The following is a 14,827-nucleotide window of genomic DNA, read 5'->3' as shown; positions in this document are numbered from 1 at the left end:
ACGCGGCACATTCCACGGAGGAAGCTGTGATCCAACCCCGTCCGAAGATCGTGAACCTGATGGACGCCGAGCCCAACACCCGGCGCGGCGGTGACCTGCGCGCCATGCTGACCCCGGCGACGGTCGGCTCGACCAGCGGTTTCATGGGCGTGGCCCTCATCCAGCCCGGCGACCGCATCGGCGAGCACTACCACCCGTACTCCGAGGAGTTCGTGTACGTCATCTGCGGCCGTCTGGAGGTGGACCTCGACGGCGAGGCGCACCCCCTCCTGCCGGAGCAGGGCCTGATGATCCCGATGAACATGCGGCACCGCTTCCGCAACGTGGGCGACGACGAGGCGCGCCTCGTCTTCCACCTGGGTCCGCTGGCCCCGCGCCCGCAGCTGGGGCACGTGGACACCGAGGAGACGGACGTCATCGGCGCCGCCGCGGTGGTGACGGAGGCGGGCGCCCGGCCCGGCCGGGAGCAGGTGCCCTCATGAGCCGCCGGGTGGCGGTCACGGGCATAGGCATCGTGGCCCCGGGCGGCATCGGCGCGCCGGCCTTCTGGGACCTGCTGTCGAGCGGCCGTACCGCGACGCGGGGCATCACTTTCTTCGACCCCTCCGGACTGCGCTCGCGCATAGCCGCCGAGTGCGACTTCGACCCGGCGGCGTACGGGCTCGACGCGGAGCAGGTCGAACGGGCGGACCGGTACATCCAGTTCGCCCTGGTGGCCGGCGACGAGGCGGTGCACGACTCGGGCCTGGACCTCGCGCGGGAGAACCCGTGGCGGATCGGGGTCTCGCTCGGCACCGCCGTCGGCGGCACCACCCGCCTGGAGAACGACTACGTCCTCGTCAGCAACGGCGGCCAACGCTGGGACGTGGACCACGAGAAGGCCCGACCGCAGCTGCACCGGGCGTTCTCCCCGAGCACGGCCGCCTCCTCGGTGGCCGAGCGGTTCGGGGCCAAGGGCCCGGTGCAGACGGTGTCGACGGGCTGCACCTCGGGTCTGGACGCGGTGGGCTACGCCTTCCACACCGTGCAGGAGGGGCGGGCGGACATATGCATCGCCGGAGCCTCCGACTCGCCGATCTCGCCGATCACGATGGCGTGCTTCGACGCGATCAAGGCGACCTCCCCGAACAACGACGACCCGGCGCACGCCTCCCGCCCCTTCGACAACAACCGTGACGGGTTCGTCATGGGCGAGGGCGGCGCGGTCCTGGTCCTGGAGGAGCTGGAGCACGCACGGGCCCGCGGCGCGCACGTGTACTGCGAACTGAGCGGGTACGCCACGTTCGGCAACGCGTACCACATGACCGGTCTGACCCCCGAGGGCCTGGAGATGGCCCGCGCGATCGAGGCGGCCCTGGACCAGGCCCGGCTCGACCCGACGGCGATCGACTACGTGAACGCCCACGGCTCCGGCACCCGGCAGAACGACCGCCACGAGACGGCGGCGGTCAAGCGGGCGCTCGGACAGCACGCCTACGACACCCCGATGAGCTCCATCAAGTCGATGGTGGGGCACTCCCTCGGGGCGATCGGGGCCATCGAAGTGGTGGCGTGTGTGCTGGCCCTGGCCCGGCAGACCGTCCCGCCGACCGCGAACTACGAGACGCCCGACCCCGAGTGCGATCTGGACTACGTACCGCGCGAGGCCCGGGAGCGGAAGCTCAACGGCGTGCTGTCGGTGGGCAGCGGGTTCGGCGGGTTCCAGTCCGCGGTGATCCTGACCCGGCCGAGGGAGTGAGGACACGATGAGCGCAACCGAGGAACGTCGGGCGGCCGTCACCGGCATCGGTGTGGTCGCGCCGAACGGCATCAGCACCGAGACCTTCTGGAAGTCCACCCAGGAGGGGCTCAGCCTCCTGGACCGGGTGACCCGGGAGGGCTGTGAGCACCTGCCGCTGAAGGTGGCGGGAGAGGTCCGCGAGTTCGACCCGTCGGTGGTCGAGGAGCGGTTCCTGGTGCAGACCGACCGCTTCACGCACTTCGCGATGGCGGCGGCGGACCGCGCCCTGGAGGACGCCCGGCTCGGCCAGGCCGACACCGACGCGGACCCGTACGCCATCGGCGTGGTCACCGCGGCCGGTTCCGGCGGCGGCGAGTTCGGCCAGCGCGAGCTCCAGCAGCTGTGGGGCAAGGGCAGCCGGTTCGTCGGGCCGTACCAGTCCATCGCCTGGTTCTACGCGGCCAGCACCGGCCAGATCTCCATCCGGCGCGGGTTCAAGGGCCCCTGCTCGGTGGTCGCCTCCGACGAGGCGGGCGGTCTGGACGCACTCGCGCACGCGGCGCGTGCCGTGCGCCGGGGCACCGACCGGGTGGTGGCCGGCTCCACCGAGGCGCCGCTCGCGCCGTACTCGGTGGTTTGCCAGCTCGGGTACGAGGAGCTGAGCGCCGAGGCCGATCCGGCGCGCGCGTACCGGCCGTTCACCGAGGCCGCGTGCGGGTTCGTGCCGGCCGAGGGCGGCGCGATGCTCGTCATCGAGGCGGAGTCGGCCGCGCGGGAGCGTGGTGCGGACGTCCGGGCGATCGTCGCGGGCCACGCGGCGACCTTCACCGGCGCCTCCCGCTGGGAGGAGTCCCGGGCGGGGCTCGCCGAGGCGATCCGGCAGGCGCTGGCCGAGGCCGCGTGCGCCCCGGAGGAGATCGACGTGGTCTTCGCCGACGCCCTCGGGGTGCCGGCGGCGGACCGCGCCGAGGCGCTGGCCCTGGTGGACGCGCTCGGTGAGCACGGCCGCCGGGTGCCGGTGACGGCCCCGAAGACCGGCATCGGGCGGGGCTACTGCGCCGCGCCGGTGCTGGACGTGTCGGCCGCCGTGCTCGCCATGGAGCACGGCCTGATCCCGCCGACGCCGAACGTGTTCGACGTCTGCCACGACATCGACCTCGTGACCGGGCGCGCGCGGGTCGCCGAGCCGCGCACGGCGCTGGTCCTCAGCCGGGGACTCATGGGGTCGAACGCGGCGCTCGTGCTGCGGCACGGTGCCGCGTAGGCGAACAGCAAAGGAGAACGGCATGAACGCGCAGATCACCGAGGAAGAACTGGCCGCCCTCATGAAGAAGGCCGCCGGGATCACCGTCGCTCCGGAGGTGCTGCGGGAGCAGCCGGAGACCCTCTTCGAGACGCTCGGGCTCGACTCGCTCGGCCTGCTGGGCATCGTCGGCGAGCTGGAGAACCGGCACGGCACCCCGATGCCGCCCGACGCCGAGCGCTGCAAGACCCCCAAGCAGTTCCTCGACCTCGTCAACAGCGCACTGATGGCAGGAGCCTGAGATGGCAGGACACACCCAGAACGAGATCACGATCGCGGCCCCGCTCGAACTGGTCTGGAACATGACCAACGACCTGGAGAACTGGCCGCGGCTGTTCAGCGAGTACGCCGCCGTCGAGGTCATCAAGCGTGAGGGCCGCAAGACGACCTTCCGGCTGACCATGCACCCCGACGAGAACGGCACCGTCTGGAGCTGGGTCTCGGAGCGCGAGCCGAACCGCGACAACCTGGAGGTCCACGCCCGCCGCGTGGAGACGGGCCCCTTCGCCCACATGAACATCCACTGGCGGTACGAGGAAGTGCCCGCCGGTACGCGGATGGTGTGGACGCAGGACTTCGCGATGAAGCCGGAGGCGCCGGTCGACGACGACTGGATGACCGACAACATCAACAAGAACTCCAAGGTCCAGATGGCCCTCATCCGGGACAAGATCGAGAAGGCCGCCGCCGGTCACCGGCCCGCGCCGGCCCTGGCCGACTGAGCCCTCCCCGAGAGACGAGAGGACTTGAGTCCATGCACCAGGGACTGATCGTGGCCCGGATGGCGCCGGGTTCCGCCCAGGACATCGCGAAGATCTTCGCGGAGTCCGACCGGGGCGAGCTGCCGCACCTCGTCGGGGTGCGCCGCCGCAGCCTGTTCCGGTTCGGCGATGTGTACATGCATCTCGTCGAGTCGGACACCGACCCCGCCCCCGCCATCGCCAAGGTGGCCGGACACCCGGAGTTCCGCGGCATCAGCGAGCGCCTGTCGGCGTACGTCAGCGCCTACGACCCGGAGACCTGGCGCTCCCCGAAGGACGCCATGGCGCAGCGCTTCTACGTGTGGGAGCGCGACTAGTCACTCCGGTTCGCACCGGACCGTCACCGGGGACCGCCCCGGACAGCAACCGGCCGCCGGGCCCGCAGCGTCGCGGGCCCGGCGGCCGGTTTTCCGGTGTGCGCCGGTCGAGTCGGTCGAGTCGGTCGAGCAGGTCAGCGGACGACGTGGCACTCGAAGGCGTGCAGATACGGGTTGACGGGACGGATGTCGTCCACGGCCAGGCCCGCCGCCGTGAGCCGTCCGACCATGCTCTCGGTGGTGTGCTTGGCGCCGCCGACGTTGAGCAGGAGCAGCAGGTCCATGGCGGTGCTGAAGCGCATCGAGGGCGTGTCGTCGACGAGGTTCTCGATGACGATCACCCGGGTGCCCCTGCCGCCCGCCTTCACGACGTTGCCCAGGAGGCGGGCCGTGCTCTCGTCGTCCCACTCCAGGATGTTCTTGATGACGTAGACGTCGGCCTTGACCGGGACCGAGGAGCGCACGTCACCGGGCACGATCTCGGCGCGGGAGGCCAGGTCGCCGCCCTCGCGCAGCCGGGGCAGCGCGTTCTCGACGACGCGGGGCAGGTCGAGCAGGCTGCCGCGCATGGTGGGGTACTTGTCCAGCAGGCAGGCCACCACATGGCCCTGGCCGCCGCCGAGGTCCGCCACCGAGGCGGCGCCGGAGAGGTCCAGGAGGGCGGCGACCTCGCGGGCCGACTGCTCGCTGGAGCGGGTCATGGCCCGGTTGAAGACGTCCGCGGACTCGGGGGCGTCCTCGTTGAGGTACTGGAAGAACTCCTTGCCGTAGAGGGACTCCACGACGTTGTTGCCGGTGCGCACGGCCTCGTCCAGCTTGGGCCAGGCGTCCCAGGTCCACGGCTCGGTGCACCACAGGGCGATGGCGCGCAGGCTGTTGGGGTCGTCCTCGCGCAGCAGGCGGGACATGTCGGTGTGGACGAAGGTGCCGTCCGGCTGCTCGGCGAAGACGCCGTAGCAGGACAGGGCCCGCAGCAGCCGGCGCAGCGGTTTGGGCTCGGTCTTCACCGCGGCCGCCAGGTCCTCCACGGCGGTGGGCCGGTCGGTGAGGGCGTCGGCGACGCCGAGCCGGGCGGCGGCCCGGACGGCGGCGGCGCAGGCCGCCCCGAACACCAGCTCGCGCAGGCGCATGGGGGGCGGTGGGGCAGTCTCAGCGGTCGTCATCTGCCGCCCTTTCTGGTTCCTCGGTGTTCGCTGGTCCTCGGGCGGTCAGCACAGGCCCGCGGGCTTGGAGGCCCGGCAGGAGTTGCGCTCGAAGACGTTGGTCCTGGCCGCCTCGGTGTTCACGATGTCGGCGGGGGAGTTGTCCTCGAGGGTGTTGCGGTCGATGCGGTTGTTCACGCCCTTGGCGCCGACCATGCTCTTGAACAGCACGATCCCGCCGGACAGCGGGGACTTGCCGTGGTGGCCCGCGACGTAGTTGCCGGTCACGCGGGTCTTCTCGGCGCCGGTGAGGACGATGCCCGAGCCCTGGATGACGGGGAGGCGGGCGGTCTTCGCGCAGAACTTGTTGTTCTCCACGACCTCGTTGGAGGAGACGGTGAGGTTTCCGCCCTGCGGCTTGTTCTCGTCGCCGACGACGAAGACACCGCCGCAGTTGCCGGAGATGTAGTTGTCCGTGACGGTCAGGTTCCGCAGGCGGCGCACGGTGATGCCGATGCGGTTGTTGTCCAGGCGGTTGCGCTCGACGAGCGTCCGGCCGGCGTCGTAGGCGCCGCCCTCCTCGTTGATGGTGTTGGCGAGGAAGACGCCCGCGTCGCCGTTGCCGCGGACCTCGTTCTCCCGGATCGCGCTGTGCGCCGAGCGCTCGGTGGCGATGCCCCAGACCTTGTTCTTGACGGCGTGCACCCGGCGGACCGTCAGGGTGTCGGTCGCCATGCCGAACACCCCGGCGTGGCTGAAGCCGGTGACCTTGAGGTCGGCGACGGTGACGCCCTCGACGTCCTTCTTCTTGGTGCCGAGCACGCAGATGCCGTCACCGTGCTGGGCGCAGGTGTTGGCGACCTTGCCGGTCTTGGTGGCGGCGGGCTTGACGACGGTACGGGCCCCGACGCCCCGCAGGGTCACCCAGGGCTTGCTGACGACGACGCTCTCGTGGAAGGTCCCGGCGAGCACGAGCACGGTGTCGCCGGGCTGCGCGGCGTTCACCGCCTTCTGGATCGACTGACCGGGACGGACCACGAGGGTCTGGTGCGCCGCAGAGGCAGGCGCGGCGCCGAGACCGCCGCCGAGGAGGGCGGCGGTGCAGGCGAGATATGCGAGGTGACATCTCTTCATACCGCGTACGGTATGACCGGATTATCCGAAAGGTCTGATATAGGCCGTCCGGCGGCGTGTCAACGCAGACGTGGACGCGGTCCCGTCGGCGGCCCGGACCGAGCGCACCGGTCAGTGCGCGGTCGAGCATCCCCGTGCGATGTCACCCAGTCGGCGTACGGCACCGTCGCCGGACCAGGCACGCGACGCGGCGGCCTCGCTCGCGCCCCCGGCGTCCGGGCTCCGGGGGCGGAGGAACCGCGCGGACCGCGCGTACGGCTCCTCCCGGGCCCCGTGCTCGTCAGGCACCCCGGTCACCCGTGCGACCATACTGGCCCGTGTGAGCCGGGTGACCCGTGTGCGACGTGGGCTCGGGGTGGTCGTGGATCATCTGCGGTCGGCCCCGGGCACCTATGTGTGGCTGACCATCCTTTTCTTCACCACAGTGGCGCTGCACCATATGTCGCCGGAGTTCGAGAAGGAGTTTCTGCGGCAGCGGTCCACCAATATCCACGAGCTGTCGCAGAACCCGGTGCGGGTGCTGATCACCAGCGCGATGTGGATCGACAGCGGGCGCTGGCTGCCGTACGCCGTGCTGTACACCCTCTTCCACGCCCGGGCCGAGCGCTGGCTCGGCACCCTGCGCTGGCTCGCGGTGTGCGCCGCCGCGCATGTGCTGGCCACGCTGATCAGCGAACTGGCCCTGCTGGTGGCGATCAACGGCGGACACGCCCCGCCCTCGGCGGTCAACACCCTCGACATCGGCGTCAGTTACGCCCTCGCCGGGGTCATGGCCGTCCTCACCTACCGGATCGCCCCGCCCTGGCGGTACGCCTACCTGGCCTTCCTGGCCGTCGTGTACGTCGTACCGCTCGTCACCGCCCGCACCTTCACCGACTTCGGCCATGTGCTGTCCGTCCTCGTCGGGCTCGCCTGTTGGCCGCTGGTCCGGGGGCGGGGGAAGGCGTGGAGCCCGCGCGGGGGCCCGACCGCCCTGCGGGAGCGCGACGCCCCGCACTAACCTGCCGTCCATGATCCGTACCGCGACCCCCGACGACGTCCCCGCGATCCACCGCATGGTCCGCGAGCTGGCCGCCTACGAGAAGGCCGCCGACGAGGCGCGGGCCACCGAGGAACAGCTGCGCGAGGCGCTGTTCGGGGAGCGCCCGGCCGCCTTCGCGCACCTCGCGGTGGACGACACCACCGGCGAGCCCGCGGGGTTCGCCCTGTGGTTCCTGAACTTCTCCACCTGGCGCGGGGTCCACGGCATCTACCTGGAGGACCTCTACGTCCGCCCCGAGGCACGCGGCGGCGGCCACGGCCGCGCCCTGCTCACGGAGCTGGCCCGGATCTGCGCCGAGCGCGGTTACGAGCGCCTGGAGTGGTCGGTGCTGGACTGGAACACCCCCGCGATCGGCTTCTACGAGTCCCTCGGCGCCCGCCCCCAGGACGAGTGGACGGTCTACCGCCTCACCGACGCCCCGCTCGCGGAACTGGCCCGCTCAGCCCACTGACTCCCGGACCCGGGGCTTCGTCGCCGCGCCCCGCCCGGCCGGCCGGGCCGTCACCATCAGGCCCGCGACCAGGGCGGCGAGGAGCATCACGCCGACCGCCCACCAGATGGCGACGGTGTAGCCGTGCACCACGCCCACCGGGACGACGGCGGCCCGGTCGGCGGGGGTGCGCAGGTGCGCGGCGATGTAGGCCGCGCCGCTGGTGGTGGCGATGGTGTTGAGCAGCGCCGTGCCGATGGAGCCCCCGACCTGCTGGGCGGTGTTCACCGTCGCCGAGGTGACTCCGGCGTCCCTCGGCGCGACCCCGGCCGTGGCGGTGGCGAAGACCGGCATGAAGGTGAGGCCCATGCCGAGGCCCAGCAGGATCAGGGCGGGCAGGATGTCCGTGGCGTAGGAGGAGTGGACCGTCATCCGGGTCAGCAGCATCAGGCCGACGGAGGCGAGCAGCAGGCCGGGGACCATCAGCAGACGGGGCGCGACCCGGTTCAGCAGACGGGCCGCGATCTGGGTGGAGCCGGTGATGATCGCGGCGGTCAGCGGCAGGAAGCCGAGGCCCGCGCGGACGGGGGAGTAGCCGAGGATGACCTGGAGGTAGTAGGTCATGAACAGGAACAGCCCGAACATGCCGATCACCGCGAGCATCATCGTCAGGAAGCAGCCCGCGCGGGTGCGGTCGCGGACGATGTGCAGCGGCAGCAGCGGGCTCGGGGCGCGGCCCTGCCACCACACGAACAGCGCGAGCAGCGCGATCCCGGCCGCGAACAGGGCGAGCACCAGCGGGTCGGTCCAGCCGCGCGGCTGGGCCTCGCTGAAGCCGTAGACGACGGCGACCAGACCGCCGCAGCCGAGGAGGACGCCGGGCACGTCGAGCCGGGACTCCCCGTGCCCCGGACGGTCGTGCAGCAGGGCGAAGGCGCCGATCACCGCGAGGATCGCGATGGGCACGTTGACGTAGAGGCACCAGCGCCAGTTCAGGTACTCGGTGAGCAGGCCGCCCAGGATGAACCCGATGGCCGAGCCGCTGCCCGCGAGGGCGCCGTAGATGCCGAAGGCCCTGCCGCGTTCGCGCGGGTCGGTGAAGGTCGTCGTCAGCAGGGAGAGCGCGGAGGGCGCGAGGACGGCCGCGAAGACGCCCTGGAGGGCGCGGGCGCCGAACAGCATGGCCGGGCCGGTGGCCGCGCCGCCGAACGCGGAGGCGGCCGCGAAGCCGATCAGCCCGACGACGAAGGTGCGTTTGCGGCCCACCAGGTCCGCGACCCGCCCGCCGAGGAGGAGCAGGCCGCCGAAGGCGAGGGTGTAGGCGGTGATCACCCACTGCCGGTTCCCGTCGGACATGTGCAGATCGTGCTGGGCGGAGGGGAGCGCGATGTTCACGATCGTCGCGTCCAGCACCACCATCAGCTGGGCGAGGGCGATGACGACCAGGCCCCACCAGCGGCGGGGATCGACCGCCTCGGCCCTCGCGGGTATCGGTACGGACTCACCCGTTCGGCCGCTGCTCATCTCGCCAGAAGAGCACGGATCGGTGCATGTCGCATCCGCGTTGGCGGGCCCTTTCCGCCCGGTTCGCGGGCGCTCCTTCACGGCTCCAGCACCAGCTTTCCGACCGTGCCGCGGGTCTGGAGCGCCCGGTGCGCGGCGGCCGCCCCGGACAGTGGCGAACGGGTGACGGCCGGGCGCAGCCGCCCCCGCGCGGCCTCGGCGAGCGCCCGCTCCTCCAGGGCGCGCAGACCGCCCGCCCGGCGCAGCATCTCCGGGCCGAGCACCGACTCGGAGACGCCCTCGACGAAGTGGCCCCGGACCCCGTCCCCGATGCCCTCCGCCGACCAGCCGAAGACCAGGTGCCGGCCACCGGGACCGAGCAGGGCGACGGCCTCGCGGGCGGCCTCGCCGCCGACGCCGTCGTGGACGAGCGTGGCGGGGCGTCCGGCGAGGAAGGCGCGGACCTCGTCCGGCCAGCCGGGGACGGTGTAGTCGACGGCGAGGTCGGCGCCGTTCGCGCGGACCAGGGCGGTCTTCTCCGGGCCGCCCGCGAGCCCGACGACCGTGGCCCCGGCGTTCTTCGCGTGCTGCGTGAGCAGGGTGCCGATGCCGCCCGCCGCCGCCAGTACGACCACCACGTCGTCCGCCCCCGGCTCCGCGAACCCGGCGATCCCGAGCGCGGTGCGGCCGGTGCCGATCATCGCGACGGCCGCCGCGAAGTCCAGGTTCGCCGGGATCTCGTGCAGGCGGTCCGCGCCGGTGACGGCGAGTTCGGCGTAGCCGCCGGGTACGGGGCCGAGGTGGGCGACGACGCGCCTGCCGAGCCAGGACGCGTCCGTGCCGTCGCCCAGGGCGTCCACGACCCCCGCGACTTCGCGGCCGGGAACGGTCGGAAGCTCCGGCAGCGCGGGCAGCGGACCGTGCCGGCCCTCGCGCAGAGCGGTGTCCAGGAGGTGCACTCCGGCGGCGGCTACGGCGATCCGCACCTGGCCCGGTCCGGGGACGGGGTCCTCGGTCCTCTCGTAGACCAGGTTCTCGGGCGGTCCGAAGGAGTGGAGCCGGACGGCGTGCATGTGATCCCCCTGGTCGTCGTTCCCGTGGCTGCCGCAGGGGGCCCACTCTCCGACCTCGACCGGACTTGAGGTCAAGGGAGGCGCTGTCAGTGGCCAGGTGCAGCATGAGGGGCATGGTGAGGAAAGTGGTGGGTGCGGGCGGTACGGGTACGGGTACGGGTCGTACGGCGGTGAAGGGCGCGCGGCGGCCGGAGGTGCGGCTGCCGCCCCTGCGGCCGTGGACGGAGCGGGAGCTGGAGCCCGACGGGGACTACGACGGGCTGGAGTTCCGGGACGCGGACCTGTCCGGGCAGCGGGGCGCGGGGGCGCGCTTCATGGACTGCGCGCTGACCGGCTGCGCGGTGGACGAGGCGGCGCTCGGCCGGGCCCGCTTCCTGGACTCGGTGCTCACCGGACTGCGGGGCGTCGGCACCCATCTCGCGGAGGCCACCTTCCGGGACGTGGAGCTGAGCGCGCCCCGGCTGGGCGGGGTCCAGTTGCACGGGGCGGTGCTGGAGCGGGTCGTCGTGCGCGGCGGCAAGCTCGACTTCCTCAATCTGCGCGAGGCCCGGCTGAAGGACGTGGTGTTCGAGTCCTGTGTGCTGGTCGAGCCGGACTTCGCGGGGGCGCGTCTGGAGCGCGTGGAGTTCGTGGACTGCGCGCTGAAGGGGGCGGACTTCGGGGGCGCCACGCTGAAGGACGTGGATCTGCGTGGGGCCGCCCCGCTGGAGGTCCAGCGGGGGCTCGACCGGCTGTCCGGCGCGGTGATCAGCACCGGTCAGCTCCTGGACCTGGCCCCGCTGCTCGCGGCCGAGCTGGGGATCAGGGTGGAGGGCTGAAGGGCGGCCTGGTCCGGTTCAGGAAATCCGGGGATAGCGGGCCTGGAGGGTCCAGATCACCGGGTTCTCCGCCAGGTCCTCGTGCATGTCGGTGAGGTCCGCGATGACGTCGTGCAGGAAGTCGCGGGCCTCACGGCGCAGTTCGGCGTGGGAGAAGGTGATCGGCGGTTCCTCGGCGCGCATCCAGTCCGCCTCGATGTCGACCCACCCGAAGCGGCGCTCGAAGAGCATCCGGTCGGTCGACTCGGTGAAGTCCAGCTCCGCCCGCTGCGGCCGGGACGCGCGGGAACCCATGGGGTCCTGGTCCAGCTGCTCCACGATGTCGCACAGCGCCCACGCGAAGTCCAGCACCGGGACCCATCCCCAGGCTGTGGACACCTCGTGGTCGCTCTTGGTGTCGGCCAGATACACGTCCCCGCAGAACAGGTCGTGCCGCAGCGCCCGCGCGTCCGCGCGGCGGTAGTCGGTCTGGGGCGGGTCCGGGAACCGGTTGGAGAGGGCATAGCCGATGTCGAGCACGTCGCCGATCGTCCCACGCCGGTGGCCGCGCTCCGCTCAGCCCCGCGCGTCCGGCGGACCTGCCCGGCCCGCGCGCCCGGCGTCCTGCTCCCCGCGAGCCCGGCGTCCTCCTCGGCCCACGTGTCCGGCGTCCTGCGTGGCCCCACGTGTCCGGCGTCCTGCTTGGCCCCGCGCGTCCGGTGTGCTGCTCGGCCCGCGCGGTCGGCGCCCCGCTCACCCGGCGCGCCTGGCGCCCCGCTCACCCGGCTCGCTCGGCGTCCTGCTCACCGGCGCCCTCGTCCGCCCGCTCGGCCAGCAGCCGGTGCAGGTCCGGGGGCCACACCGGCTCGTCGGTGGCGGCCAGTTCCGCCCCGCTCCACCAGCGCCAGGCGAGGATGCCCTCGGCCGGGTGGCCGGCGAGCGCGCACGGGGTGGGGGCGCGGTGCGGGCCGGGGGTGACGTAGATGTGCTCGTGCTGGCGGACCGGGATGCCCGCCCGGGTGAAGTCGTGCTCCCAGACGCACAGCAGCGGGCCCGGCTCCAGGTCGGTCCAGCCGGTCTCCTCGGCCAGCTCGCGCGCTGCGCCCTCGCGGGGGCTCTCGCCGGGTTCCAGTCCGCCGCCGGGCAGCGCCCAGTGCGGTCCGGTCTCGACGTTGTCCTGGCGGCAGAGGAACACCGTGCCGTCCGGCGCGACCACGGCCGTGCGCGCCGCCTGTCGCGGGGTACGCAGCAGCACCTTGCGCAGGACGGTGCAGGGGCGGCCGAGTTCACGGTCCCGGCGGTGGCCCAGGAACGAGTAACCCAGCGCGGTCCAGAAGGCGAGGCCGGGCATGTTGTCGTCGAGTACCGCGAGCCGTACCGCGCGGCGTCCCGCGGCACGGAAGCGCTCCTCGACGAGCGTGGCGGCACGGCGCCCGTGTCCGTTGCCCTGCTCGGCCGCGTCCACCAGCAGCAGGCCGATCCACGGGTCGGGGTCGGCGGGGTCGGGGTGGCGGGCGAGGGTGATGACGACCGCGACGAGCCTGCCGTCCACGCGCGCGAGCAGCACCTCGGCGTCGGGATGGGCGAGTTCGGCGGCCAGGGCGTCGGCGACGTGCCCGGGGCGGATGTCCGCCGGGTCCGGGAACTCCCCGCTGATCGCGTGGAAGCCCGCCTGGGAGGCGTACAGCGCGGTCAGCTCCGTGAGCAGGGGCGCGGGGACGGGCGTACCTGCGGGCAGGGGTTCGAGGATCACCGGGACACGCTAACGTCCCGGGTCCGACGGTGACTTGGACTTCGCGGACCCCGGGGCCGGTGAGGCGGCGGGGTCCGCGGTCCGGGGTGTGTCAGACGTTGACGCCGAAGTCCTGGGCGATGCCGACCAGGCCGGAGGCGTAGCCCTGGCCGACGGCGCGGAACTTCCACTCCGCGCCGTTGCGGTACAGCTCGCCGAAGACCATCGCCGTCTCGGTGGCCGCGTCCTCGGAGAGGTCGTAGCGGGCGATCTCGGCGCCGCCGGCCTGGTTGACGATGCGGATGTAGGCGTTGCGGACCTGGCCGAAGTTCTGGCCGCGGTTCTCGGCGTCGTAGATGGAGACCGGGAAGACGATCTTCTCGATGTCGCCCGGGAGGGCGGCGAGGTTGACGTTGATCGCCTCGTCGTCGCCCGCGCCCTCGCCCGTGCGGTTGTCACCGGTGTGGACGATGGAGCTGTCCGGCGTCTGCTTGTTGTTGAAGAAGACGAAGTGCTGGTCGGAGTAGACCTTGCCCTGGCCGTTGACCGCGATGGCGGAGGCGTCCAGGTCGAAGTCCGTGCCGGTGGTGGTGCGGACGTCCCAGCCGAGGCCCACGGTGACGGCGGTCAGGCCCGGAGCCTCCTTGGTGAGCGAGACGTTGCCACCCTTGGACAGGCTTACAGCCATGATTGGGAGTCCCTTCCCTTAATGCGTACGTGGCGGAGTACTTGTCGCTCCGTCGGTCCCGACGAAGCTACGTCACCCGGAAGAACGCCGGGAGGGGTACCAAGGGTTCCTGCTCGCTTTACCTTTTTTACCGAGGTGGGGGAAAACGGGGTGACGCGGGCCGTCCGCACCGGCGACCATGGAGTCATGTCCGGGCCCTATCTCATCCGTGGCTCGGTCTCGCTTCCCGAGGCCGAGCTGACGTGGCGTTTCTCGCGTTCCTCCGGGCCTGGCGGGCAGCACGTCAACACCAGCGACTCCCAGGCCGAGCTGCGCTTCGACCTCGCACGCACCGAGGCGCTGCCCGAGGTGTGGAAGCGGCGCGCGCTGGAGCGGCTGGCGGCCCGGCTGGTGGACGGCGTCCTGATCGTCCGCGCCTCCGAGCACCGCTCCCAGTGGCGCAACCGCGAGGCGGCGGCCGTCCGCCTGACCGCCCTCCTCGCCGAGGCCACCGCACCCCCGCCCAAGCCGCGCCGCGCGACCCGCATCCCACGGGGCATCAACGAGCGCCGCCTCAGACAGAAGAAGCAGCGCTCGGACACCAAGCGGGGCCGCTCGGGGCGGGACTGGGGCTAGAGAACCGGCCAGTCGGCGCCGTCCGCGGCGGCGTCAGGAGTCCGGCCGGTTCGCGCCGCCCCCGCCCGCCGGGGCCGCGTCGGGCCCCCGCATCCCGTCCCCGCGCCGCCGCCGGGCCGCCACCACCCCCGCCGTCGCCGCCACCGGGCACACCGCGAGGGACATGAGGATGAGCGGGTTCACCCAGAACGGGACCAGTTCGGTGGCCGCGCCGTCCTCGGTGACGCACTCCGCGCCGACCGGCAGCGTCATGTGCGTCACGATGCTGTCGCCGGGCACGCCCTTGGCCGCGCACATCTGGTCCGGGTCCAGGATGTAGAAGCCGAGCCCCACCCCGTACCCGTAGAGGCCGAAGGCCGTGGCGGCCGCCAGCAGCACCACCAGCACGGTCGGCGCGGGGTCCGGCGCGTACCAGGCGCGGCCCCAGGTGCCGGTGTACGCGCGCACCGCGAGTGCGAAGGCCAGTGGGAGGGCCACGCAGGGCATCAGGAACGGGGCGAAGACCGAGGTCATGTAGAAGGCCGGGGCCAGATCGTCCAGGGCGAGAGTCGTCACGCGGTGGCGGACGGC

The 14,827-nt window shown here is 72.5% G+C and carries 19 protein-coding genes; 10 read left to right on the top strand and 9 right to left on the bottom strand.

What is annotated here, in order from left to right:
• Positions 1-26: 26 nt before the first annotated feature.
• The 6 genes from AB0E91_RS16085 to AB0E91_RS16060 are packed head-to-tail and all read left to right on the top strand — an operon-like array spanning position 27 to position 4,101.
• Positions 27-482, top strand: coding sequence for a cupin domain-containing protein (locus AB0E91_RS16085; RefSeq protein WP_361781150.1), 456 nt, complete (start codon positions 27-29; stop codon positions 480-482).
• A complete protein-coding gene (locus AB0E91_RS16080) occupies positions 479-1,738 on the top strand; it encodes a beta-ketoacyl-[acyl-carrier-protein] synthase family protein (RefSeq protein WP_361781147.1) in 1,260 nt (419 codons plus the stop codon). Before AB0E91_RS16085 ends, AB0E91_RS16080 begins: the two co-directional genes overlap by 4 nt.
• A 7-nt stretch (positions 1,739-1,745) precedes the next feature.
• Positions 1,746-2,984 (top strand): ketosynthase chain-length factor, encoded by a 1,239-nt coding sequence (locus AB0E91_RS16075; RefSeq protein ID WP_361781144.1) that lies wholly within the window; start codon positions 1,746-1,748, stop codon positions 2,982-2,984.
• Between the two features lie 22 nt (positions 2,985-3,006).
• Positions 3,007-3,264: a phosphopantetheine-binding protein gene (locus tag AB0E91_RS16070; RefSeq protein ID WP_361781141.1), complete on the top strand. Its 258-nt coding sequence runs from the start codon at positions 3,007-3,009 to the stop codon at positions 3,262-3,264.
• Position 3,265: 1 nt separating this feature from the next.
• Positions 3,266-3,745 carry an SRPBCC family protein gene (locus AB0E91_RS16065; RefSeq protein WP_361781138.1) on the top strand — a complete coding sequence of 160 codons (480 nt, stop codon included), beginning with the start codon at positions 3,266-3,268 and terminating at the stop codon, positions 3,743-3,745.
• 32 nt (positions 3,746-3,777) lie between these two features.
• A complete protein-coding gene (locus tag AB0E91_RS16060; protein ID WP_361781135.1) occupies positions 3,778-4,101 on the top strand; it encodes a TcmI family type II polyketide cyclase in 324 nt (107 codons plus the stop codon).
• A gap of 134 nt (positions 4,102-4,235) precedes the next feature.
• Here the strand turns inward: AB0E91_RS16060 and AB0E91_RS16055 are convergent, their stop codons facing one another.
• The 3 genes from AB0E91_RS16055 to AB0E91_RS16045 all read right to left on the bottom strand — a co-directional run bounded on the left by AB0E91_RS16055 (position 4,236) and on the right by AB0E91_RS16045 (position 6,674).
• The gene (locus AB0E91_RS16055) at positions 4,236-5,264 is read right to left on the bottom strand and encodes a methyltransferase (protein ID WP_361781132.1); all 1,029 of its coding nucleotides are present in this window, start codon (positions 5,262-5,264) and stop codon (positions 4,236-4,238) included.
• 45 nt (positions 5,265-5,309) lie between these two features.
• Positions 5,310-6,377 carry a right-handed parallel beta-helix repeat-containing protein gene (locus AB0E91_RS16050; RefSeq protein WP_361781129.1) on the bottom strand — a complete coding sequence of 356 codons (1,068 nt, stop codon included), beginning with the start codon at positions 6,375-6,377 and terminating at the stop codon, positions 5,310-5,312.
• A gap of 111 nt (positions 6,378-6,488) precedes the next feature.
• Positions 6,489-6,674 carry a hypothetical protein gene (locus tag AB0E91_RS16045; protein WP_361781126.1) on the bottom strand — a complete coding sequence of 62 codons (186 nt, stop codon included), beginning with the start codon at positions 6,672-6,674 and terminating at the stop codon, positions 6,489-6,491.
• Between the two features lie 31 nt (positions 6,675-6,705).
• On the opposite strand from AB0E91_RS16045, the gene AB0E91_RS16040 reads away from it, so the two are divergent.
• Both AB0E91_RS16040 and AB0E91_RS16035 read left to right on the top strand, forming a co-directional pair.
• Positions 6,706-7,377 carry a rhomboid-like protein gene (locus AB0E91_RS16040; protein WP_361781354.1) on the top strand — a complete coding sequence of 224 codons (672 nt, stop codon included), beginning with the start codon at positions 6,706-6,708 and terminating at the stop codon, positions 7,375-7,377.
• 10 nt (positions 7,378-7,387) lie between these two features.
• Positions 7,388-7,870: a GNAT family N-acetyltransferase gene (locus AB0E91_RS16035; protein WP_361781123.1), complete on the top strand. Its 483-nt coding sequence runs from the start codon at positions 7,388-7,390 to the stop codon at positions 7,868-7,870.
• Here AB0E91_RS16035 and AB0E91_RS16030 read toward each other — a convergent pair.
• Both AB0E91_RS16030 and AB0E91_RS16025 read right to left on the bottom strand, forming a co-directional pair.
• A complete protein-coding gene (locus AB0E91_RS16030; protein WP_361781120.1) occupies positions 7,859-9,373 on the bottom strand; it encodes an MFS transporter in 1,515 nt (504 codons plus the stop codon). The genes AB0E91_RS16035 and AB0E91_RS16030 overlap by 12 nt on opposite strands.
• A gap of 77 nt (positions 9,374-9,450) precedes the next feature.
• Complete coding sequence (locus AB0E91_RS16025; protein ID WP_361781117.1) at positions 9,451-10,425, bottom strand: zinc-binding dehydrogenase; 975 nt, start codon at positions 10,423-10,425, stop codon at positions 9,451-9,453.
• Positions 10,426-10,538: 113 nt separating this feature from the next.
• Here AB0E91_RS16025 and AB0E91_RS16020 point away from each other — a divergent pair, with 113 nt between their 5' ends.
• A complete protein-coding gene (locus AB0E91_RS16020) occupies positions 10,539-11,243 on the top strand; it encodes a pentapeptide repeat-containing protein (protein WP_361781114.1) in 705 nt (234 codons plus the stop codon).
• An 18-nt stretch (positions 11,244-11,261) separates the two neighbouring features.
• Here the strand turns inward: AB0E91_RS16020 and AB0E91_RS16015 are convergent, their stop codons facing one another.
• From AB0E91_RS16015 to AB0E91_RS16005, 3 genes are all read right to left on the bottom strand, one after another.
• Positions 11,262-11,762 (bottom strand): hypothetical protein, encoded by a 501-nt coding sequence (locus AB0E91_RS16015; RefSeq protein WP_161180900.1) that lies wholly within the window; start codon positions 11,760-11,762, stop codon positions 11,262-11,264.
• A gap of 238 nt (positions 11,763-12,000) precedes the next feature.
• Positions 12,001-12,975, bottom strand: coding sequence for a bifunctional GNAT family N-acetyltransferase/NUDIX hydrolase (locus AB0E91_RS16010; protein WP_361781109.1), 975 nt, complete (start codon positions 12,973-12,975; stop codon positions 12,001-12,003).
• Between the two features lie 91 nt (positions 12,976-13,066).
• Positions 13,067-13,642 carry a TerD family protein gene (locus tag AB0E91_RS16005; RefSeq protein WP_361781106.1) on the bottom strand — a complete coding sequence of 192 codons (576 nt, stop codon included), beginning with the start codon at positions 13,640-13,642 and terminating at the stop codon, positions 13,067-13,069.
• Positions 13,643-13,828: 186 nt separating this feature from the next.
• Between AB0E91_RS16005 and arfB the strand changes: the two genes are divergently transcribed.
• The gene (arfB, locus tag AB0E91_RS16000) at positions 13,829-14,257 is read left to right on the top strand and encodes an alternative ribosome rescue aminoacyl-tRNA hydrolase ArfB (RefSeq protein ID WP_361781103.1); all 429 of its coding nucleotides are present in this window, start codon (positions 13,829-13,831) and stop codon (positions 14,255-14,257) included.
• A gap of 33 nt (positions 14,258-14,290) precedes the next feature.
• Here arfB and AB0E91_RS15995 read toward each other — a convergent pair whose 3' ends face one another.
• A complete protein-coding gene (locus AB0E91_RS15995) occupies positions 14,291-14,812 on the bottom strand; it encodes a hypothetical protein (protein WP_361781100.1) in 522 nt (173 codons plus the stop codon).
• Positions 14,813-14,827 lie beyond the last annotated feature (15 nt).

Source organism: Streptomyces sp. NPDC026659 (assembly GCF_040638245.1).
GTDB lineage: Bacteria > Actinomycetota > Actinomycetes > Streptomycetales > Streptomycetaceae > Streptomyces.
This window is presented reverse-complemented; position numbering and strand designations above follow the sequence as displayed.